This window comes from Mucilaginibacter sp. BGA-UO-ETr-C110 (genome assembly GCF_059567985.1).
In genome coordinates this window covers 2,479,037-2,499,756 of record NZ_JCAQPB010000002.1, presented here as the reverse complement: position 1 = coordinate 2,499,756, position 20,720 = coordinate 2,479,037, and the positions used below count along the sequence as shown (strand labels likewise).

The 20,720-nt window shown below is 39.6% G+C and carries 16 protein-coding genes; 9 read left to right on the top strand and 7 right to left on the bottom strand.

The window, feature by feature from the left end; translation table 11 throughout:
* Positions 1-88: 88 nt before the first annotated feature.
* The 3 genes from AC57BQ_RS11175 to AC57BQ_RS11165 all read left to right on the top strand — a co-directional run bounded on the left by AC57BQ_RS11175 (position 89) and on the right by AC57BQ_RS11165 (position 3,801).
* Complete coding sequence (locus tag AC57BQ_RS11175; RefSeq protein WP_496406356.1) at positions 89-493, top strand: hypothetical protein; 405 nt, start codon at positions 89-91, stop codon at positions 491-493.
* Between the two features lie 421 nt (positions 494-914).
* A complete protein-coding gene (locus tag AC57BQ_RS11170) occupies positions 915-2,414 on the top strand; it encodes a PAS domain-containing protein (RefSeq protein ID WP_496406355.1) in 1,500 nt (499 codons plus the stop codon).
* A 334-nt stretch (positions 2,415-2,748) separates the two neighbouring features.
* A complete protein-coding gene (locus AC57BQ_RS11165) occupies positions 2,749-3,801 on the top strand; it encodes a response regulator (protein ID WP_496406354.1) in 1,053 nt (350 codons plus the stop codon).
* Positions 3,802-3,849: 48 nt separating this feature from the next.
* On the opposite strand, the gene AC57BQ_RS11160 is transcribed toward AC57BQ_RS11165, so the two are convergent.
* Together AC57BQ_RS11160 and AC57BQ_RS11155 are read right to left on the bottom strand one after the other, a co-directional pair.
* Positions 3,850-7,059 (bottom strand): CheR family methyltransferase, encoded by a 3,210-nt coding sequence (locus AC57BQ_RS11160; RefSeq protein WP_496406353.1) that lies wholly within the window; start codon positions 7,057-7,059, stop codon positions 3,850-3,852.
* 391 nt (positions 7,060-7,450) lie between these two features.
* Positions 7,451-9,085, bottom strand: a complete 1,635-nt coding sequence (locus AC57BQ_RS11155) for an ABC-F family ATP-binding cassette domain-containing protein (protein WP_496406352.1) — start codon at positions 9,083-9,085, stop codon at positions 7,451-7,453.
* 486 nt (positions 9,086-9,571) lie between these two features.
* On the opposite strand from AC57BQ_RS11155, the gene AC57BQ_RS11150 reads away from it, so the two are divergent.
* From AC57BQ_RS11150 to AC57BQ_RS11125, 6 genes are all read left to right on the top strand, one after another.
* Positions 9,572-10,231 (top strand): carboxymuconolactone decarboxylase family protein, encoded by a 660-nt coding sequence (locus AC57BQ_RS11150; RefSeq protein ID WP_496406351.1) that lies wholly within the window; start codon positions 9,572-9,574, stop codon positions 10,229-10,231.
* A 123-nt stretch (positions 10,232-10,354) separates the two neighbouring features.
* Positions 10,355-10,660 carry a putative quinol monooxygenase gene (locus tag AC57BQ_RS11145; RefSeq protein ID WP_496406350.1) on the top strand — a complete coding sequence of 102 codons (306 nt, stop codon included), beginning with the start codon at positions 10,355-10,357 and terminating at the stop codon, positions 10,658-10,660.
* A 27-nt stretch (positions 10,661-10,687) separates the two neighbouring features.
* A complete protein-coding gene (locus AC57BQ_RS11140; RefSeq protein ID WP_496406349.1) occupies positions 10,688-11,326 on the top strand; it encodes an NAD(P)H-binding protein in 639 nt (212 codons plus the stop codon).
* Between the two features lie 262 nt (positions 11,327-11,588).
* The gene (locus tag AC57BQ_RS11135; RefSeq protein ID WP_496406348.1) at positions 11,589-12,572 is read left to right on the top strand and encodes a helix-turn-helix domain-containing protein; all 984 of its coding nucleotides are present in this window, start codon (positions 11,589-11,591) and stop codon (positions 12,570-12,572) included.
* Between the two features lie 125 nt (positions 12,573-12,697).
* Complete coding sequence (locus tag AC57BQ_RS11130; RefSeq protein WP_496406347.1) at positions 12,698-13,624, top strand: NADP-dependent oxidoreductase; 927 nt, start codon at positions 12,698-12,700, stop codon at positions 13,622-13,624.
* Positions 13,625-13,715: 91 nt separating this feature from the next.
* Positions 13,716-14,795 (top strand): alkene reductase, encoded by a 1,080-nt coding sequence (locus AC57BQ_RS11125; RefSeq protein WP_496406346.1) that lies wholly within the window; start codon positions 13,716-13,718, stop codon positions 14,793-14,795.
* A 469-nt stretch (positions 14,796-15,264) separates the two neighbouring features.
* On the opposite strand, the gene AC57BQ_RS11120 is transcribed toward AC57BQ_RS11125, so the two are convergent.
* The 5 genes from AC57BQ_RS11120 to AC57BQ_RS11100 form a co-directional block, all read right to left on the bottom strand.
* Positions 15,265-15,987: an SDR family oxidoreductase gene (locus tag AC57BQ_RS11120; protein WP_496406345.1), complete on the bottom strand. Its 723-nt coding sequence runs from the start codon at positions 15,985-15,987 to the stop codon at positions 15,265-15,267.
* Positions 15,988-16,082: 95 nt separating this feature from the next.
* A complete protein-coding gene (locus tag AC57BQ_RS11115) occupies positions 16,083-17,102 on the bottom strand; it encodes an amidohydrolase family protein (protein WP_496406344.1) in 1,020 nt (339 codons plus the stop codon).
* A 117-nt stretch (positions 17,103-17,219) separates the two neighbouring features.
* Positions 17,220-18,638, bottom strand: coding sequence for a carboxymuconolactone decarboxylase family protein (locus AC57BQ_RS11110; protein WP_496406343.1), 1,419 nt, complete (start codon positions 18,636-18,638; stop codon positions 17,220-17,222).
* 35 nt (positions 18,639-18,673) lie between these two features.
* Entirely contained in the window at positions 18,674-19,585 is a 912-nt protein-coding gene (locus AC57BQ_RS11105) for an alpha/beta hydrolase (protein WP_496406342.1), read from the bottom strand.
* 107 nt (positions 19,586-19,692) lie between these two features.
* A complete protein-coding gene (locus AC57BQ_RS11100; RefSeq protein ID WP_496406341.1) occupies positions 19,693-20,637 on the bottom strand; it encodes an aldo/keto reductase in 945 nt (314 codons plus the stop codon).
* Between the last annotated feature and the right edge of the window lie 83 nt (positions 20,638-20,720).

Genomic DNA, 20,720 nt, shown 5'->3' with positions numbered 1-20,720 from the left:
AGCTTTTAATAACATTGAAGATATATTAAAAAATCAAGGTATGTATAATAAAATCGATTATCCGGTTATGAGTTATGATAACAATCTTATGAAGGCTTCTAATTATTCTGATGTGAATTATGGCCAGGTAGTAGAGCGGGTGGTTCGAAGAGATCCTATGGGTATTAGCGAACTCGCCAGGCGGCTAAATGTGAGCCGACGTACTATTTACAATTGGTTTGAAATGGAGAAACTGAGCTTTGATATTATCTGTAAAATTGGTTTCGTGATCGGACACGACTTTTCTAACGAATTTCCTGATGACTTTGCCAAAAAAAGCAATAACGCAGTAGAAGAGCCTTTTACCGAAATACCAAACGGAGTCGAACAACCTTCAACTGCTATTTACTATTGGATGGACAGATATATAAAGTTATTGGAGAAGTTTAACGAAACATTAAGTCACGAAATAAAAGACCATGACCCGCACTCAGATAATGATTGGAACAGATAATCAGCAACCTGTTTATATACCCTATAAATTTGATAATAAACGAAGCTGTTGACTATTTGGTCAATGGCTTTGTTTGTTTTTAGCCTGGAGATTTGATCTGTATCAAACAAGAAAAGGATGGTTACATACTACTCATTTTAATTAAGTTAGGAAAAGATAATGGTGAAATCATTATTAAAAACACTAAATTTAATGATAGATTCGCCATAACCAATATATTCCGTACCCATACTACCTAATTTATCATCTCTGTTTAAACTCAGGACAAGGTCTTTTACATTGGCTTGTTCAGAAGCTTTAATGCGGGAAAATCATAAATAAGCTGATGATGCGTCTCAAATCAAATAGACATCGTTGCTATTTTATAGTTGATAATTTCACTTTTTAAGTGTGGTAATTCACAAAAAATATACTAAGCCTTATGAGTAATATGGTTAACAAAACACATAGTATACCAGAAGTTGAAATGATTGACCAATCGATTGCGATGGTTGCTTATTGGGATCGGAACCTGATATGCCGATATGCGACCGAAGCCTTTGCCCTGTGGTTTGGCAGGCAGCTCGATACTATGATTAATACAATAGAAATAAAGGAGTTATTGGGCGATTCTTTTCAGGGAAGCTTACCTTATATGACCAATGTACTTGAAGGGAAGGTGCAACGCTTTGAATGCGAAATAAAGACGCCCGCTGGCGAAATAAAGAAAAGCGCTGTTACTTATAGCCCTGATTCTGAAAATGGGAAAATAGACGGTTTTTTTGTCCATATAAAAGATATAGCTAATGATGAAAATAAAAATTTACCAAACGTACCAGGTAAATATGATGATTTAAAAAGTTTTAATCATTTGGCCGAAAGTGTATTCAACGATGTTGACGTTACATTGAAATCATGTTTGTTTACAGGGTTCCCGGGAATTTCGAAACTTTCAAAACTCCATTTTATATCGGAGTCAAAATTGAAACGGGATTTTAAAGCCAAATTCAACATGAGCGTTTTTACCTATTACAGAAACCTGCAAATGGAGTTAGCTGAAAAATACCTGGAAGAGGATCGATACAGTAAAAAGCAATTGGCAGTTATATTTAACTTCTCTAATCCCTCAAACTTCATTGCCTGCTATAAAAAATATCTTCATGATAAAAATGAAGATATTTCATTTGAAAGAACATATAAGATTACCCCTGATCGATATGAAATATTTGTTTCTCAGGCTCCAATAGCTCTGGCCATGCTTGATAAAAACATGCACTACCTGGCATTTTCAAATAAATGGCTAAAGGATCATAACTACGCCAATGGCAACTTAACCGGCACGGTTTATGACCCGGGTTTATTGGGCGAAACGTTAAGGTTTAAGGAAATTTATAAAACATCAATGCAAGGAAAGATTAATAAATGTGACGGGGAATTGATCGAAAAAAATGATGGAACAAAAGCGTGGATAAAATGGGAGGTAAGACCCTGGTACAACGATAAAAATGCAATAGGTGGGTTATTAATAAGTACAGAAGATATTTCTGTTTTAAAAACGCGGGATAACGAAAACGATGATGTGTCTGAAATTTTGGGTAAAGCCAACGAAATAGCCCGGATTGGGACGTGGCAGTGTGATCTCAAAAATAACAAAACCTCCTGGAGTAAAGTTGCCATGGATATATTAGAGATACCCATAGGCGTTGAGGTTGATTTTGGTATTATTATGGAGTTGTTTAAGAAAGGAAACGATCGAAACTTGATCAAACAAGTTTATAAGCAGTCGCTAACAAAAGGCCTAACATTTGATATAGAGGCCGACATAACTACATGGACGGGAAATCCGAAACGGATAAGGGTAATAAGTTATTCGGAATTTAGAGAGGGAGTCTGTCAAAAAATAGCAGGGATATTTCAGGATATTTCGAAATTAATAGTGTGATAAAAACAATTAAAAATAATGTTTAAACACTAAAATGGCCCTCTATAGGTATATATTGGCCTTTTACGAGTTTAATTTACAAATATTAATTGTAAATTTGTTTATCCCTATAAAGTAACTGAGTCTATCAAACCTATATTATCTGCCAATTTTATAACTAAAAAATTTTTATCTACAACCTAAACCGAGTGCGCATCTTTTCGAATCATAATCGAGACAGATAAACTCCGGATGTTTTAGAATGCTGTTTTTTAATTGTTAAGTTGAAAAAATTCTGATCTGCCTGTAATGAGTTAAATATAAGTTATCCCTAATAACTTTAACCTTATTGATTATGAATGAACGTATACTTATTATCGACGACGATGACCTGATGAGGACGGTCACGACAAAGGTATTAACACAAGCTGGGTATAACATAGTGCAAGCCAGCAATGGCAAAACCGGTGTTGGATTAGTGTCACAAATGAAACCCGACCTAATATTGTGCGATGTTATGATGCCCGAATTGGATGGCTATGATGTTTTACAAATACTTAGTAAAAATCAGGAAACGGCCAGTATCCCATTTATTTTTTTAACATCTAAAAATGATCCCCTGGATTTTAGAAAAGGGATGCAACTAGGAGCCGACGATTATATTATTAAGCCGGTTAACAGTACAGAATTAATTAGTTCAGTGGTATGCCGGTTAAATAAAAATGAAACACGAAAGATGTCATTTAACCGGACGATGAGAAGTATGGATATACTGACAAATAATCCTAAGGACGAGGAAATAGAATTAAAGGCTTTAATTGCCAGCAGAAAGATACGCCAGGTTAAAAAGAAACAGATTTTATACTACGATGGTGATCAACCAACCGGCATATACCTCGTATTGGAAGGATGCATAAAAACCACAAAACTATCAGACGACGGAAGGGAATTCATGACAGGCTTATATAAGGCCGATAACTATTTAGGTGTAAATGCTTTGTTGTTGAATGAAGTATATAAAGAAAGTGCGGTAGCCGTTGAAGATGCTACCGTGTGCCTGCTGCCTAAAGATACTGTTTTATCATTGTTAGCCCGTTACCCATCCATCAGTCAGCAGTTTTTAAGATTACTTTCAACAGATATATCTGAGAAAGAAGACCAGATGCTGGAACTTGCTTATAACTCTGTCAGAAAACGATTAGCCCAAACCTTATTAAGGCTCAACAAAAAATCAGATGATTTCTTGCTGCTGAAAATATCCCGGGAGGAATTAGCCGGTATGGCTGGTATGGCTATGGAAACGGTAAGCCGGACATTAACGGATTTTATAGAAGAAGGGTTGATTGAAAAAAAATCAGGGCATATTACTATCCTGGAACCCAATCGCCTGGAAAGAATTAAAAACTGAGAAATAACTATCGGTTTAAAACTTCAAAGGCCTGGTTATTTGCCAATGCTAAACACCCGATGGTTTGGCCATTAAGTGTATTATAAATTTGCTGCCAACGCCCAGTTCGCTTTCTACAATGATATTACCTCCTACGCCATCCACAATTTTTTTGGCGAGATATAAACCGATACCATTCCCCTCGGTATCTTGGCTAAACCGGGTATACATCTCAAAAACTTTCTGAAGTTTTTCTTTGGCTATACCGGTCCCGTTATCCTGTACGGCAATAATCACATTATCCCCATCTCTTACAGTATCAATATTGATCACCGGCGATAAATCGCGTTTGTATTTGATAGCATTGGAAATCAGGTTGTAAATAACGCTTCTCAAATTCTTCTTTGAGAACAGGATCTTTTTTTCTTTAATATCCCGATTAATAATTGCTCCAGTTGTTTTGATTTGATTTTGCAGACTCCAGGTGACACTGTTAATGATCTCATCTAAATCAACAAGTTCTAACACCAACATATCACTTTCTATTTTAGCAATTGTGGCTATTTCTGTAATTAGCTCCCTAAATTGTTTAATAGATAAATTAATGATATTTAAAAAGTCGATCACTTCAGATTCTGACAAGGTCAAATTATTCAATTCATTGATGCTCGCTTCGATATTACCTAAGGGGGCTAAAAGATCATGTGATGTAGCGTGAACAAAATGATCCAGATCAGCATTTATCCGCAATAAACTTTTATTCTTTTTATCAAGCGCATTCTGCGTGTTTTTTAGCTCTGTGATGTCGTTGAACGTGATAACTGCGCCATTATTTTTGTGATTTGCCCGTATGTAAGGCATAATCATCATTTGATACCAGTGATTATTGTTAGTTTCTACCTCCTTTGTAAGTGTTGTACCGGTTGCAAGTACCTGTTTAATATCATTAATGATGGTATCAAATTTAATGTTGGTAGAAATATTACTTAATGGCCTGCCAATATCGGTTTCCAGCAAGTTAATTTGTTTCACAGCACCTGGCGAAAACTTCATTAAAACCAGATCGTTGTTGATAAACAATTGCCCATTAATATTACTGCGGAAATAATTATTAAGATCATCGTTGATTTCAACAAGTTCTTTGTTTTTAAGTTGATAGTCGGCATTAATCGTATGAAGCTCTTCATTTACTGATTGCATTTCCTCGTTGGTGCTTTGCATTTCTTCATTTGCAGAGATCAACTCTTCGTTAAAGGATTGCATATTTTCATTGGATGCCTTAAGGCTTTCGTAAGATAATTGCAGCTTATCTTTTAACTCCTTTACCTCTTCTTCCAGGTTTATGGAATATTGATTAAGAGACAGTTGTTCATCAAATAAGGTATCCTCCGGCAATCGCTTATCAGCAGTTAATTTATCCTCCCTGAAAGTTACCATTAACAATTTCTTCTCACTTTTTTTTTGTTCTAAAGGGCTTACTGATATTTTTACTTTAATGGCATGTGTGCCATCTTTTATTTTTATACCGTTGATGTGCCCTTCTTTATTGGTCTTCAATGTATTGTTACTTAATATATTAAAGGCTACAGCAAGTGGTTTGGGTAACAGATCCGGAAGATTTGATGTGAAATATTTTTGAAGAAGATATTTTGCCGGATCGCCATATGACTTTATAACCTGGTTGTGTTCATCTATACAAACGGCAAGATGGTCCGATTCATTTGCCAGATTTGCAAGCATGGCATCTGCCACAGTATAATTGGTGTTTTTTGACGATTCATCAAGGGATGAGAGCGGAGCGGCATGTCTAACGCCCTGCAGATCAGGCATCGAAAATGCATCAAAAGTTACCGCTTGTTTCGTTTTAATGTTTTTATAGATCTTCCATTTTTTATCCACTACTTCCAGGTTATTCATAATAGGCATAGGGCTTTCACTGGTACCCAAAAACAAGTATCCATCCATTTTAAGCCCGAACAGAAGGAGGGTAAATATTTTTTTCTGCAGGATAGGTGTCATATAGATCAGCAGGTTTCGGCAGCTGATAAAATGCATATTACAATAAGGTGGGTTTTTAACAAGATCATGCTGCGCAAAAATTACCATTTTGCGTATTTCTGGTTTTACCCTGTAATTATTCCCTTCTTTGATAAAAAAATTATTAACCTGTTCCCGGGGTATATTTTTAATGGCCGCTTTAGGATATATACCTTTGCCTGCGTATGTGAGTGCCGCGCTATCAATATCAGTAGCAAAAATTTTAACTGCGTTATTTTGTGAATTAGCATTGAGCTGTTCAGTAATTAATATAGCCAAAGAGTATACTTCTTCGCCTGTTGCGCATCCAGCTACCCATATTTTCAGTTCTTCGTCAGGAGTGATCCTGGATAACAGATCAGGAAATACGGTATTCTTAATAACATCAAATGCCTCTTTATCCCTGAAAAAAGCTGTAACACTTATCAGAAAATTTCTTGCCAGGACCTCAACTTCTTCGGGTGTCGATTTCAAGAATTCCAGATAATCTGACAGTTTGGTGAAGTTTTTGTAAGCTGCCCTTCTTTTAGTTCTTCTGAGTATAGTGGTTTGTTTATAATCGGAAAAATCAAGCGGCGACTTTTCTTTTATCAGTGCAATGATGGCTGTGATATATTTTTCATCGCTGTTAACATCGGCTATTAATTCTCCTTTATGTTTTATATCACCTTGATGTTTTACATAATCTTCAATAACTCCCGGCATGAATTCTGGTTCTAAAATGAAATCTACCATTCCCGTGGCTATAGCATGAGAAGGCATGCTGCTGTATTCGGTTGTTTCCGGGTTACGGACTAACACCATCCCGCCAGCTGCTTTTATGGAACTGACACCCTCGGTTCCATCAGAGCCTAAGCCGGATAAAATGATCCCGATGGCCTTTGGGCCGGCATCTGCGGCAAGTGAAGTGAATAAGGTATTGATAGTTAAATGCGGACCTTTTGCAGTTTTTTTCTCTGTTAATTGAAGCCTGTTGTTACTGATGGTCATGAATTTATCGTTAGGGATCAGGTAAACCTGATTCCTTTTAACTTCCATATTATGCGCAGCCTCTTCTACTTTAAGTTTACTATGCCTGGCGAGTAATTCAACCATTCTGCTTTTAAAGTCAACTGATAAATGTTGCACAATTATATACGAAACATCATCTAAGGGTGTGTGATCGAAAAAGGCGTTAATTTCTTCAGTACTGCCCGCTGATGCGCCAATTGCAATAATATAGTGGGGTTGAGAAGTTGGCATGAGTATATATCAAAGCGTAAAATAACGTCAAAAATACTCTAAGCGAGAATGGGAGATAAACTTCTCATAACTTCATGAGAAAGATAGCTTACAGGCCAACTTTTTATGTTCCGACACTACAATGTAACAAATAAATGCCAAATAGCAAACGTCATTGGGCATATTGTACTGAAATTGGTTTGCCGTTGAAAAATTATGCTATTACCTGCAAAATGTGAAAAAAAGTCTCATCTAATTTGATGAGGCTAAGTGTTTGATTTTAAGTGACCTTGCGGTCGGAATTTTCGAACTTTTTTATGGAAGATTTAAAGAAATTGGCCTCAATAATTTGAAGATCGGATTAATGTGTAATAACGTACCAAAAGAATCAAATCTTATTTAGAACCAATGATTAACTTTGTTCGATCTCTTTTAAACTGTCCATCTTTTTGTAGGCTAAAAATCCTTTGATATCCTCAAAGTGCTCGCGTACCCGTTTATTACCAAACTCAAATACTTTTTTCACCAGTCCGTCCAGGAAATCCCTATCATGAGATACCAGGATCAAAGTGCCATCAAAATCCCTAAGCGCATCTTTGATAATGTCTTTGGTCTTCATGTCCAAGTGGTTGGTGGGCTCATCCAGTATTAACAAGTTCACGGGTTCTAACAACAACTTGATCATGGCTAAACGGGTTTTCTCTCCTCCAGAAAGTACCTTTACCTTTTTTGTGGTATCATCACCGCTGAACATAAACGCACCTAAAAGATCCTTGATCTTAACCGTGCCATCACTTAACGGAATCTGGTCAATGGTTTCAAATACGGTTAAATTCCCATCCAGCAATGCGGCCTGGTTCTGGGCAAAATACCCGATCTTGGAATTGTGACCTACTTTCAAACTCCCTTCAAAACCGATCTCGTTCATAATGGCTTTGATCATGGTAGACTTACCTTCACCATTTTTACCCACAAAAGCTACCTTTTCTCCCCGTTCGATCACCATAGATGCGTTTTTGAATACGACGTGATCGCCGTATGTTTTGGTCAGGTCTTCTACCATTACCGGATATTGACCCGAACGTGGTGAAGGTGGGAATTTTAACCGTAATGCCGAAGTATCCACTTCATCTATCTCGATAACTTCAAGCTTCTCCAACATTTTTACGCGCGATTGTACCTGCAATGTTTTGGAGTAAGTTCCCCTGAAACGGTCTATAAACTCCTGATTATCTGCAATAAATCGTTGTTGCTCCTCGTAAGCTTTCAATTGATGCACGCGGCGGTCGGCACGCAACTGGAGATAATGAGTGTATTTGGCTTTATAATCGTATATCCTGCCCATGGTAACTTCTATGGTACGATTGGTGATGTTATCTACAAAAGCACGATCGTGCGAGATTACCATCACAGCCTTTGCTGAGTTGATCAGAAAGTCTTCTAACCACTGTATACTCTCGATATCCATGTGATTGGTGGGCTCATCAAGTAAAATAAGATCTGGCTTTTTTAACAAAATTTTGGCCAGCTCAATACGCATACGCCAACCACCCGAAAATTCAGAAGTTTGCCGGCCAAAGTCTTTACGATCAAAACCCAGCCCTTTTAGGACTTTTTCTACTTCAGCATCATAGTTGGTGACTTCTACCGTATAAACTTTCTCGCTCAGTTCTGATACCCGCTCGATCAGCTTCATGTAATCATCAGTTTCGTAATCGGTACGAATGTTGAGCTGTTCATTTAGCTCATCAAGCTCCTTTTGCATTTGGTTCGCTTCTTCAAATGCTTTCATCGTTTCTTCAAAAACGGTAACCTTATCCTGGGTGAGTAAATGCTGTGGCAAATAGGCTATTACCGCGTCCTTAGGACCGGTTACGTTACCGGTAGTTGGCTTGGCTACATCGGCAATTATCTTGAGGATGGTCGATTTACCGGCACCATTCTTGCCCATCAGGGCTATTTTGTCGTTCTCGTTTATAGAGAAGGTTACATCACTAAAGAGCGTGGTTCCGCCAAATGAAACGGAAATGTTATTTACATTTATCACAGTATGGGAATATTGAATTATGTGCAAAGATGGTAAACCTTAACGAGAAATCGAACTACAAAAAAATAGGTTAATTGCATTTCTGGTACACTTTTTAAACCGTTACCCTTTAACAGTTCAGGAATTTCTCTGCTAAAGAGAACTACAAAAGTCCTTATTGTAATTATTTGATTAACAGATTTTTATTGGCATAAAAAAAAGAGGCACCCATAACAGAATGTTTCCTTCAGTGCCCAAAGTACCCATGTCGAACACTTTTATTGAGGATTGTAAGAAGATTGTAGCGCTAAAAACTCACAATAACGGCCATTAACACATTCTAATACAAAACTACACAAGCTGCCTTTGTCTCACAATCAGGAATAATGGTAAGTATTTCAGGAGTCTGTATAACCACGGACTGATATTTTCGCACGAATTTTGCGTCACAATCAAATGATGATCCGCACATTTCTAATACTTCTGATAACAATTACAAGTCTTACTATGAATGCACAGCAAAGCCGCGAATTAAATCCAACCGAAAAACATATCATACTAATTGCCGCCTTTACTGCGACGGGTGACCTGACGCAATTGAAAAGGGCCCTGAATGAAGGCCTTGATGCCGGATTGACCGTCAACCAGATCAGGGAAGAACTGGTGCAGTTATATGCCTACTGCGGTTTTCCGCGTAGCCTCAACGGCATTACCACTTTCATGTCCTTGCTGGAGCAACGGAAATCCAAGGGTATACAGGACGTGGAGGGACAGGCCCCAATGACTGTAAACGGCGATAATAAAAGCAAATACGAGGCGGGAAGGAAAACGCTGGAGACTTTAACAGGTAAGCCACAGAACGGCCCGCTCACTGGTGCCAATGCTTTTGCGTCAGGCATTGATGCTTTTTTGAAAGAGCACTTGTTTGCCGACATCTTCGGACGGGGGGTACTGACTTATCCCGAGCGTGAACTGGCAACGATCACCGTACTTGCGAGCTTGCCCGGACTGGAAGCACAATTACAAGCGCACTTGGGCATGGGGATGAATGTCGGGCTAACGGAAGGGCAGCTGGAACAAGTTTTTGCCTTATTGGAAAGCAGCATCGGGAAACAGCAAGCAGATGCTGCCCGTACAGTACTAACTAAGCTCAAGGCCACTAAATAAAGATCTATGAAAATCAGCAATCATTTTTACAGAACGACAGTTCGGGCATTACTTAGGATACTCGGCTGTTGCGGAATGTTAATCCTTTCTATTTTACATGCGAAAGCACAAACAGATAAGCGCATGATCCGTATAGCTCAAATTGAAGTTGATTCGACGCAACTCAAGCAATATAATGCAGCACTGAAAGAGCAGATGCAAACAGCTGTCCGGCTGGAACCTGGTGTATTGACCTATTATGCAGTTGCCGACAAAAAAGACCCTTCGCGGATAACTATCCTGGAGATCTACGCCGACAGTGCCGCCTATCTAAAACATATTGCAACGCCTCATTTTAAAAAGTACAAGGCTACCGTAGAGCATATGGTAAAGAAATTAGAACTGGTAGACGTTAACCTCATCGGGAGTGCGAAGCAGCCTGGGCTATAAACATTATATTAACTATAGAAACTGAATATGACAAAGGTATTAATACTTGGAGCCGGCGGACAAGTTGCCCGGCATGTGATCGAAAAGTTATCACAAAATAATTCCATCTATCTTACTTTGTATCTGCGTAATACCTCACTCTTGCAACATTTGGAAGGCGAGCAGATTAAGCTGATCGAAGGCGATATACTGGATGGCGAAAAACTTAAAAATGCTATGCGGGGACAGGATATGGTCTATGTTAATATAAACGGTCAGGAAGATGTGATCGCCGAACAGACGGTAAAAGCCATGCAGACAGCAGGTGTGAAGCGTATTGTGTTCATTGCAGCCATTGGGATTTACGATGAAGTTCCCGGTGCTTTTGGCCAGTGGAACAAACAGATGATCGGGCCTATACTGGAACGCTATCAAAAAGCCGCAAGCCTCATAGAGACATCTGGCCTGGTATATACGATTCTTCGTCCGACATGGTATACGAACAAAGATGAAGTTGATTATACAATCACCCAAAAAGGCCATCTGGTTACCGGAACCGAAATATCCCGAAAAAGTGTTGCTGACCTGGTGGTAAAACTTATAGAAGATCCTAAGCTTCATGTTAATGAAAGCCTCGGTATGGAAAAAGCCGGAACCGAAGCTGATAAGCCTGGTTTTATGAATTAAAGAAATAAATTTGACATCAAACGACAAATAACGTTAAGGAAATAGGCAGCAAGCCAGGTTGGCTCCAAAATAGTTAGGTCAATCTATTGCGTTTTATAGCAACCTTGAGTAAAAAATGAATGTTGTAAATAACACTGCAGAATCTGATTATCTTCCATTTATATATCAAATACTCATCATCAATGGAAATGTATTGAAAGAAAGTGATTTTTTTTGGAGAAATTTACATAACCTTAGACATGCTAACTAGTTACTTCCTGCAATGATTTTGGAATTTACAACTGCCCCGGGTTTTGACTTTATAACACTGTTTTCAAAAGAGATCAATGCGCCCGTAAGGGACAATGTATTGGAAATCCCGAAGACATTGGGAGAAGGTTATGTACGTAAAGTTGGGTTTGGGGATGATTTCAAATTAACGATCCATCGTTATGTATTGAATGAAGATCTGATTGTTAAACGCAATCCGGCTGAAATAGCAAATGATGTTCGTACCATTTTCTTTTATAATGACAGGGAAGATCTTGAAGTTAAATATCATAATGATGCAAACATACCATGCTCACAAAAAAATGACTCTTCCATACTCCTATCCTCAAATGATTTGCGCACGGAAATTCGTTTTCCTGCCAGGAGCAATATTCAATATGTAGTAGTTGGGATCACTGCTAACAGATTGCGCTCAGTTCTATCCATTGAAAAGCCTAATACGACCATACAAACCATTACAGCGGAAAACGCTTCCTTTCTGTTTTTCGAAAGTTTGGATGCTGAAATGCAATTGCTGCTTAAAAATATCGTATCAGTCGACATGAATAACTCGATGAACAATTTTTATGTGCAAATTAAGGTACAGGAATTAATGTACCTGCTTTTTAGCAAGTTGTCGCTCAGGGAGAACACGACTTTTAAAAATATAAACAGTAACGATGCAGAAAAACTTCTGGTCATTCGCAACGAGATATTGAGTGATTTGAGTACCCCGCCGGTTTTAAGTGAATTAGCGCTGATCGCTTCGATGAGCGAAACGAAACTTAGGCCGCTTTTTAAGCAAACATTTGGTGATACGATATATAATTATTACCAAAAAGCCAGAATGGAAGAAGCCGCTTTTCTGTTGAAACAGGCTAAACATTCCGTTTCTGAGGTTGGCTACGAGTTGGGGTTTTCAAACCTTAGCCACTTTAGCAGGTTATTCGAGAAGCAGTACGGCATTACCCCGAAAAAATTTTCCACCTCTTCATAGAACTTCGTTTATCTAATCAACTATCATTTATCGGATAGGACTATTCTTGTGTCCTTTTCGGTTATTTTGCCCATTTTTTTACTTCTACTTTTGTCATATAGTTAAATATGATCAAGTAAAAAATAATGAAAGCAATACAATATAAAGCATTTGGCAATTCCAATGTGATAGAGGTAGCAGAGGTCCCTCAGCCTGAAATCAGCAATGAAAATCAAGTTTTAATTAAAATTAAGGCAGCCAGCGTAAACCCTTTAGATATCAAATTACGCAGCGGCATTATGCAACAGATCCGTCCTGTTAGTTTGCCTTTTGTACCAGGTGCAGATGTAGCAGGGATCGTTGTTGCCACCGGAGAAAAGGTAACCCAATTTAAAGCAGGTGACCAGGTGATCGCTGTGACCAGAGAAGGCGGGTATGCGGAGTACGCACTAGTAAACGAGAGCCATGTTGCCATAAAACCCGCCAATACCTCCTTTGAAGAAGCCACCTGCCTGGTGGTTAATATCGGCACCGCTCAATCGGTATTATTTAACGAGGGAAAATTAGCGAAAGATCAGAAAGTTTTAATTCAGGGGGCTGCGGGGGCAACAGGCGCAACTATGGTGCAGATGGCAAAAAACGCTGGAGCCTATGTTATCGCAACAGCATCCGGACAAGGTATCGCATTAGTAAAAAGCCTTGGTGCAGACGAGGTGATAGATTATAAATCGCAAGACGTTAGTTTGTTAATTAACAATATAGACCTGGTGGTGGATTGCGCTGGTGGCGAATCACAGCATAAACTTTTCGAAGTGTTAAAGCCCGGAGGTAAATTATTCAGTATAGTAACCCCGCCTTCCTCAGCATTAGCGGAAAAGTACCAGGTTAACGCACGGTTTATCAGTTCAAATATCTCAGCGGGTAGTTTGGCCGCTGGTTTGGCTTTGGTCAATGAAGGAAAACTCCGTCCCATCGTTGCAAAAACTTTCCCATTAGACGAAGCTGCTCAAGCTCAGGATTTTGTGTCGGCTGGGGGAGTTAACGGTAAAGTTGTTCTTGTAGTTCTTCAATAACAGCGTCGATCAGTTGGCTGATGTAAGAAAACATCTTCCAAATCAAACAGTACAATTTACAGATATCAATAAGATAATAAAAAAAGAGACCATGAAATTACTAGAAAAGATAACATTAGGAAAAGAAATATTACAGAACTCCATCGCGATGGCACCAATGACGCGTAGCCGGGCTAACGGCGAAGGTGTCGTATCAGATCCGACCGTATTATATTACACACAGCGTGCCAGTGCCGGACTACTCCTTACGGAGGCCATCAATATCTCGGAACAGGCGTTGGGTAGCCCCCTGACACCCGGCCTGTACAGCCCGGAGCAAATTGAGGCCTGGAAGAAAGTGACTAAGTCCGTTCATGACAAAGGAGGCCTGATCTACGCACAGCTTTGGCATACCGGCCGTGTTGGGCATTCAGTAGATAGAAAAGGAAAACTTCCGGTTGCGCCATCGGCAATTGGAATAAAAGGGCAGCAGCATTTCACCTCCCAGGGAATGAAAGATTACGAAACGCCTCAGGAATTAACTATCGCAGAGATCAAGCAGATTGTAAAGGATTACGGTCAGGCTGCCAAAAATGCTATCAATGCCGGTTTCGATGGTGTTGAATTACATGCAGCATTCGGATATTTACCTAACCAATTTTTATCGGAAAGTGCAAACCTCCGGACAGATGAGTATGGCGGTAGCATTGAGAACAGGAACCGCTTCGTGCTTGAAGTTATGCAGGAACTGGTTAATGCGTCGGGAAGCGACAAAGTTGGTATTAAGCTATCGCCAACTGTCTATTATAACAATATAGAAAACAGTGACCCTGTTGCTCAATTCAAACCTTTGATCGAAGCATTGAATGAATTGCCACTGGCCTATATTCATCTGATGAATGGCTTGTTCCCTTTGGATAATTACCCTCACTATCCTAAGAATGCTGTAGAAACATTCGGTAGTATAAGTAAACACCTGGTCATCGCCAATGGCGGGTTCAATAAAGATAGCGGGGAGGCAGAACTGGAAAAGGGTATCGCTAAAATAATCGCTTACGGCAGCTTATTTCTGGCTAACCCTGATCTGCCAAAGCGGTTCGAACTGGATGCAGCGTTCAATACCATAGAACAAGCTACCATGTATGGTGGAGGAGAAAAAGGCTATATCGATTATCCATTTTTAGAAAATTGAAACTAAAGCGTCTTTAATCGGGATGCAACTTTGAAAAAGTGTAAAAGAGAAACAACAAGATGCTGTTAGAATCTCGGCCCCAGGTCTTACATGGGATGAGGCCTTTTAGTATTTAAGCTGATTAATAAAGCCGGGAGTGAGAGCTCCGGCTTTTATCAGTTTAAGTATATTGGGCCATAAATGCTTGTCGCGTTTTTCCTAAACTGGCCTCGAACCGATTAAGTTAGCTTTGCTATTTTCTGTAAATCTTGAATAATGTGGTTCGAAAAATGCCCCGAGGGTCCTACTGATTTATGAAACGCTTACCAGGCACTGCGAAACAACTTGGGATGTCTCGCAGTGCCTTTTTATACCCAGTTTCAATTATTGAAATGCTGCCCATATTTTATAATATTGGCTTCGGGATTATGAAAAAATCTGATAGGATTCATTTCCAACGCACTCACTTCAGAATATCGATGATTCTTTCTTATGGGTTCATTCTTTTAAACATTCCCTGTATTTCAACTGGTGTTGCTTTCGATAGCATTTCGCTATAGCCAAAAGTCAATTCATCTTTGCCCTCTTCCAGTTGTTGAAATATTGCGTTAATAAAATCACCAACAGAAGGGTGTTCGCTGTGCAACCCTTTGCCGCCCAGGTCTGTATTGAGGGCTGGTGGAATCAATTCGATGGTCTCTATATTTTTTGATTTTAGCAAATGCCTCAATGAAATGGTAAACGAATGAAAAAAAGCTTTTGTGGCGCAATAAACAGGCACTTTTGTAAGCGGCGTAAATGCCAGCGCGGAAGTTACATTGATGACAGTATCCAGTGATTTGAGTTCGGTAAAGAGCGAAGTCAAATGTAACGGGGCTAAAACATTTATTTGAATTTCATTTTTTGCTTTACCATAAAAGTTTTTATCTGAAATATCCATCCAGTTTTGAATGCCTGCATTGTTTACCAATACGTTCAAATCACTGTGATGTTCAGTAATCCAGTGATAAAGTTCTGTCCTCCCGGATTCCTCCGATAAGTCGCAAACCTTAGTTATTACTGCCGGGAATTTGTCAGACACTTCTTGCAGTGCTTCTTTCCTTCTGCCACAAATAATAACCTGGTTATTTTCCTGAATAAATCTTTCAGTCAATCCCAGACCTATGCCGGTAGCTCCGCCGGTGATTAATATTTTGTTATTTGATAATTTCATTGTTTTTTGTTGTTATTCTATGTTTATAAACACTTTTACTTTACTTCAATAAGCTTTAACAGCTGCAATAAATGATTACTCCTAATGAGGAACAACTATAAGCCCAACAATTTTTCGGCATTCTGATAACCGATTTTTTCTTTGGCCTCTTGTGAAATAGGCGCCGTTTCAAGAAATTGCCTGGTGTTTTTGTCTATTAAATAAGGGTAATCACCTGAGTAAATAATTTTGTCGGCTCCCAGTTCTTCAATCACATATTTAAGCTGAGCGTTAGAAAAGAGCCCGCTGGGTGTGATATAGATATTACTTTTATAATAATCGGAGATTTTACGATCTAATTTTAAAGTCTTGCTTAATTGATCGTCTAAGCGATTCAGGAAAAAAGGAACCAGTTCGCCCCAATGCCCCGAAATTAGTTTCAGATCGAGTAGTTTGTCAAAAATGCCCGAAGCAATTAACCGGACAATTGCGATTCCTGAATCTAAATGCCAGCCATATCCTGCGGATGCAAACATAGCCCCCGCAACGGCAGGCCAGCTATTACTCTGATAATAGTGCGCTGCAATATTTGGGGGGATGAAACCAGGGTGCATATACACAGGTACATTTAATTCCTGGGCTTTGGAAAAAATAGGTAAAAATTCAGGTTCATCAAAAAAACGACCATTGAAAGTTCCTGAAAGCATGGCGCCTTTAAAACCTAATTCTTTCATAGTCCGGTTCAACTCTTCTCCGGCTGCAGTTGGGTCAGCAACGGGCAAATTGGCAAAGCCGGCAAACCTTGTTGGGTGTCGTTTTATCAAATTAGCTAATTCATCATTGGCTTCCTGGCAAAGTTCAATAGCTAAGGTTTTGTCTGTTATATTTTGCGGACTTCCGGCACCATACGAGAGCACTTGCATGTCAATGCCGCTTTCATCCATAAATTTTATCCGCCGCTCCCCGACATCTTCCATATCTTCGCTGGGTGGCCCAATTTTCATTAATTCCTTTTGCACTGCATCGTTGGGCGCTATCCCTCCATTTTCTTTGACGTTGAATGCTGCTACTTTTTGCGAGATGCCTTTCAGGATAAAATGCTCCTCAATGGTAATTATTTTATTTAATGGCTTCATGTTAATTTTAGTGATGATTTAAACCAGATTCATCGTCATGGAATCCGGTTTTAAAATAAGGAGTCCGGGATTTTACTCCCAAAACTCTTTTGTAGGGATTAACTTTAATGAAAGAAATTATTTACCTGCACCGTCATATACCTCTTTTACAATTTCTGACGCAGAAATAAGTTTAGGCCAACCTGCATAAAATGCCAGTTGAGTCAATGCTTCACCCATCTCCTGCCTGGTAATGCCGTGCTCAACAGCCCTGCCCATGTACATTCCCAGAAATTGGATATCCCCGGCTGCGATCATTGCGCATACTGTTGCCAAGCTTCTGCTTCTTGATGTTAAACCCGCACGCAGCCAAACTTCACCGTATAACAATTCATTAGTATATTTAGCAAAGCCTTCTGCTATTGGAGCGATGTTTTGCTGAATAAAAGCTACCCTGTTTTCATCACCCGGTAAAGCTTCATTTTTATCAAGCATCAATGGGTCGAATGAAGGTAATTCTGCTTGTGAAATTCCATAGTTTGCAAACACATCTTTTGCAACAACCACAGCCGACATGGCATTAGGCACCCCTGAATAGAAAGCAAGATGTGTAATAATTTCTGAAAGCTCACCTGGTGCAATTCCATTGTTCAGCGCTTTAATAAAGTAATGAGGCATTGCATTGCTTTGGTTTCTTGCTATCAGGCATGATAAAGTAACTATGCAACGGTCGTGCTTTGACAACCCCGGACGCTCCCAAACTTCGCCGACTAATTTTTCAGCAATATATTGGCCTAACGCAGGAGAAACACTACTTACATCAGCATTTGAAAATGCAGGTTTAGGTGCTGATGCGCCGGTAGCGTTAATTTTAAGCGCTTTTACAATGGCTTCACCTACACTTGCGGCAGATTGCGGATTTTGACCCGTGATCAACCTGCCATCAATAGCGATGTTATTGTTCCAGTTAGGGGCATGCTTGTAAACAGCGCCGTGGTTAATTAAAGCATCCTGTAACAGGAATGGAACTACGTTGGTTGATTGCACTTCTTCCTCCTCACCATTAGTAAAGCCAGCCACATTTTTACCTGAGATCAAATAGGAGCCATCACTTAGTTTTACATTTACCAAAGCCGCGGGGCCGTGACACACTGCCGAAATAATTTTTCCGGACTCATAAAATTCCGGTACTAACTTTAAGATTGCGGGGCTATCAGCGAAATCCCACATAGTTCCGTGACCGCCTGCAAAGAATATGGCGTCATAGTCTGAAGCTTTTACATCATCTAATTTCAGGGTATTCGCGAGAGCTTTACGAAAATCAGCATCTGCCCAATATTGGGCATTAACCGGATCATTGAAATCCTCTAAGCCATCTAATGGGGCTTCGCCGCCTTTTATAGACGCAATATCAACAACAACGCCGCTTGCTTCCAATTTTTCCAATGGATGTGTAACTTCGCTCAGGTTAAATCCTGTTGGAATACCTGTAGCTCCTTTTACATTACAGCTTGTTACTACGAACAAGACTTTTTTTGAACCTTTTTCTTTGTTCATTTCGTTTTTCTTAAGGGTATTTGTTTATATAATTATTATAGTGCCTGAAAAAAATCAACCAGCTTTGGTACAATCTGATTTACATATTCAGGTATGTCATAAAGCGCAATGTGAGTTGCTGCTTCTACGATGAATAAGTCTTTTTTGCCTTTTGCAAGGTTGTAGGCCTGCTCACTGAAAAATCTGGTATCTGCTTTACTTCCTGCAATCAAAAGAATGGGTTGCGTAAGCAATGTGCTTATCTGGTCAAAGGCAGAGAAGGCCATCATTCTGTCTGTACCGGTAAACAAGTATTTATTCACTGAATTGGGGTGCTGCCCTCTCGATGTTTTATAATAGTCATAACCTTCTCTCCATAGATCAGGTGTATTTTTATTAATCTCTTCTTTTGTATCAGGTACCCAGTGTACATAAAGCAATTCTCCGCCATTTGCTTCTACGATTCGCTGTTCCCCCACATTTTTTAGTATATTCAACAAAACCGAGGCGGGTGTTTCGTTTCCAAGAAAATTCCGGAATCCTTCGCCCATAGGCGCAGCGCTCACTGTGGCTACTGCTTTAAAGCGATGATCTGTTTGTGCCACACTGATGGCATAACCACCACCGGCACAAATTCCGAATACACCCATACGGTCAGTATCAATGTATGGCAGCGTTGATAAATAGTCAGCACCGGCACGGGCATCTTCCACTCTGGCCGTAGGGTCTTCCAGGTAACGAGGCTCACCTTCGCTTGCTCCCTGGTATGAAGCATCAAACGTCAATACGACAAATCCATATTCTGCCAGTCGTGAAGCATACATACCGATAGTCTGCTCTTTAACACCACCGGCAGGATGTATACATACAATGGCGGCATATTTTTTTGTTTCAGTAAAATCCTCCGGCAGATGTATTTCCGCTGCCATCTTCAGATCTTTGTTTTTAAAAGTTGCTGCTTTTTTCACTTGGGTAAATTTTAACAGTTTGTTTTTTTAAGAATAAATTGGTTGTGAAGGATGCTACATGTCTGCCAGGCAATTCAGCGGTGAGCCTATTCCTGCACCTCGCGTAATTATATCATTGATTTTTCCCAGGCACCCTGAGTGTCAACGCCCGCTTTTGTTGCCAATGCCTCTATTTTTTTTATTTCCTGATCGGTTAAAATAATTTTAGTTGCATTTAAAGCGTCTTCAATTTGGGAAGTTTTGGTTACTCCGATAATGGGTAAGGTGTGTTTAGCAATGGCCCACGCAATGGCAACCTGGGCAACAGAAGCATTTTTGCTGTCGCCAATTTCTTTCATTACATCGGTTAATTCCTCTACTTTCGGAAGTACTTTATTGTAGGTATTTGCTCTGCCGCTACCTTCAGGAAGCGGGTTCCGGGTGTTGTACTTGCCAGACAATGTACCTTGTTCCAACACCATATAAGCAAAGAAAGTGATGTCGTGTGTTTTGCAATAGTCTATTATCCCTGCATCTTCGGATGAACGGTATAAAAGACTGTAATGGTTTTGAACAGCCGAAATACTAAAGCCTGCTTTTGAGAGGATACTGTTTGCCAGTTTAATTTCTTCCAGGTTATGGTTAGATACCCCCACACTTTTTACTTTTCCGTTTTTAAGCAGCGGTATCAGTTCAGGTGTCCATTTATTAACGTCGGTAGGGTTATGAATCCAGTAAATATCTATATAGTCCGTTCCCAAACGCTCCAAACTGCTATTCAGCATTTCCTCAACTGGGTTGTCAGAAGAACCCGCCATTTGCGGTGTGAACTTGGTAGATAATATAATGTCTTCGCGGGGGTATTGTTTAACAAATTCACCTAAGATAGATTCAGATGAGCCCATACCATAAGCTGCTGCAGTATCCCACAGGTTAAACCCTGCTTTCATAGCCGTATCAAACACCTGCTTTAAATCGTCGGCGCTAAGGTTGTTTCCGAAAACCTGGTCGCCTCCTGCAAAGCCTGTTCCCCAGGACCATGTACCTAACGCTATTAATGGTAATTTTTTCATTTTCTCTCTTACTTTTTATGTTTTTACAGAACGGTGTCGAGTGATTCAATAGATCATTGGACGGAGCGAAGTTCTTTATACTT

Excerpts from the sequence above, each read along its gene's own strand:
- AC57BQ_RS11175 (WP_496406356.1), top strand. The coding sequence starts at position 89 with ATGAAGGCTTCTAATTATTCTGATGTGAATTATGGCCAGGTAGTAGAG.
- AC57BQ_RS11170 (WP_496406355.1), top strand. The coding sequence starts at position 915 with ATGAGTAATATGGTTAACAAAACACATAGTATACCAGAAGTTGAAATG.
- AC57BQ_RS11165 (WP_496406354.1), top strand. The coding sequence starts at position 2,749 with ATGAATGAACGTATACTTATTATCGACGACGATGACCTGATGAGGACG.
- AC57BQ_RS11160 (WP_496406353.1), bottom strand. The coding sequence starts at position 7,059 with ATGCCAACTTCTCAACCCCACTATATTATTGCAATTGGCGCATCAGCG.
- AC57BQ_RS11150 (WP_496406351.1), top strand. The coding sequence starts at position 9,572 with ATGAATGCACAGCAAAGCCGCGAATTAAATCCAACCGAAAAACATATC.
- AC57BQ_RS11145 (WP_496406350.1), top strand. The coding sequence starts at position 10,355 with ATGATCCGTATAGCTCAAATTGAAGTTGATTCGACGCAACTCAAGCAA.
- AC57BQ_RS11140 (WP_496406349.1), top strand. The coding sequence starts at position 10,688 with ATGACAAAGGTATTAATACTTGGAGCCGGCGGACAAGTTGCCCGGCAT.
- AC57BQ_RS11135 (WP_496406348.1), top strand. The coding sequence starts at position 11,589 with ATGATTTTGGAATTTACAACTGCCCCGGGTTTTGACTTTATAACACTG.
- AC57BQ_RS11130 (WP_496406347.1), top strand. The coding sequence starts at position 12,698 with ATGAAAGCAATACAATATAAAGCATTTGGCAATTCCAATGTGATAGAG.
- AC57BQ_RS11125 (WP_496406346.1), top strand. The coding sequence starts at position 13,716 with ATGAAATTACTAGAAAAGATAACATTAGGAAAAGAAATATTACAGAAC.
- AC57BQ_RS11120 (WP_496406345.1), bottom strand. The coding sequence starts at position 15,987 with ATGAAATTATCAAATAACAAAATATTAATCACCGGCGGAGCTACCGGC.
- AC57BQ_RS11115 (WP_496406344.1), bottom strand. The coding sequence starts at position 17,102 with ATGAAGCCATTAAATAAAATAATTACCATTGAGGAGCATTTTATCCTG.
- AC57BQ_RS11110 (WP_496406343.1), bottom strand. The coding sequence starts at position 18,638 with ATGAACAAAGAAAAAGGTTCAAAAAAAGTCTTGTTCGTAGTAACAAGC.
- AC57BQ_RS11100 (WP_496406341.1), bottom strand. The coding sequence starts at position 20,637 with ATGAAAAAATTACCATTAATAGCGTTAGGTACATGGTCCTGGGGAACA.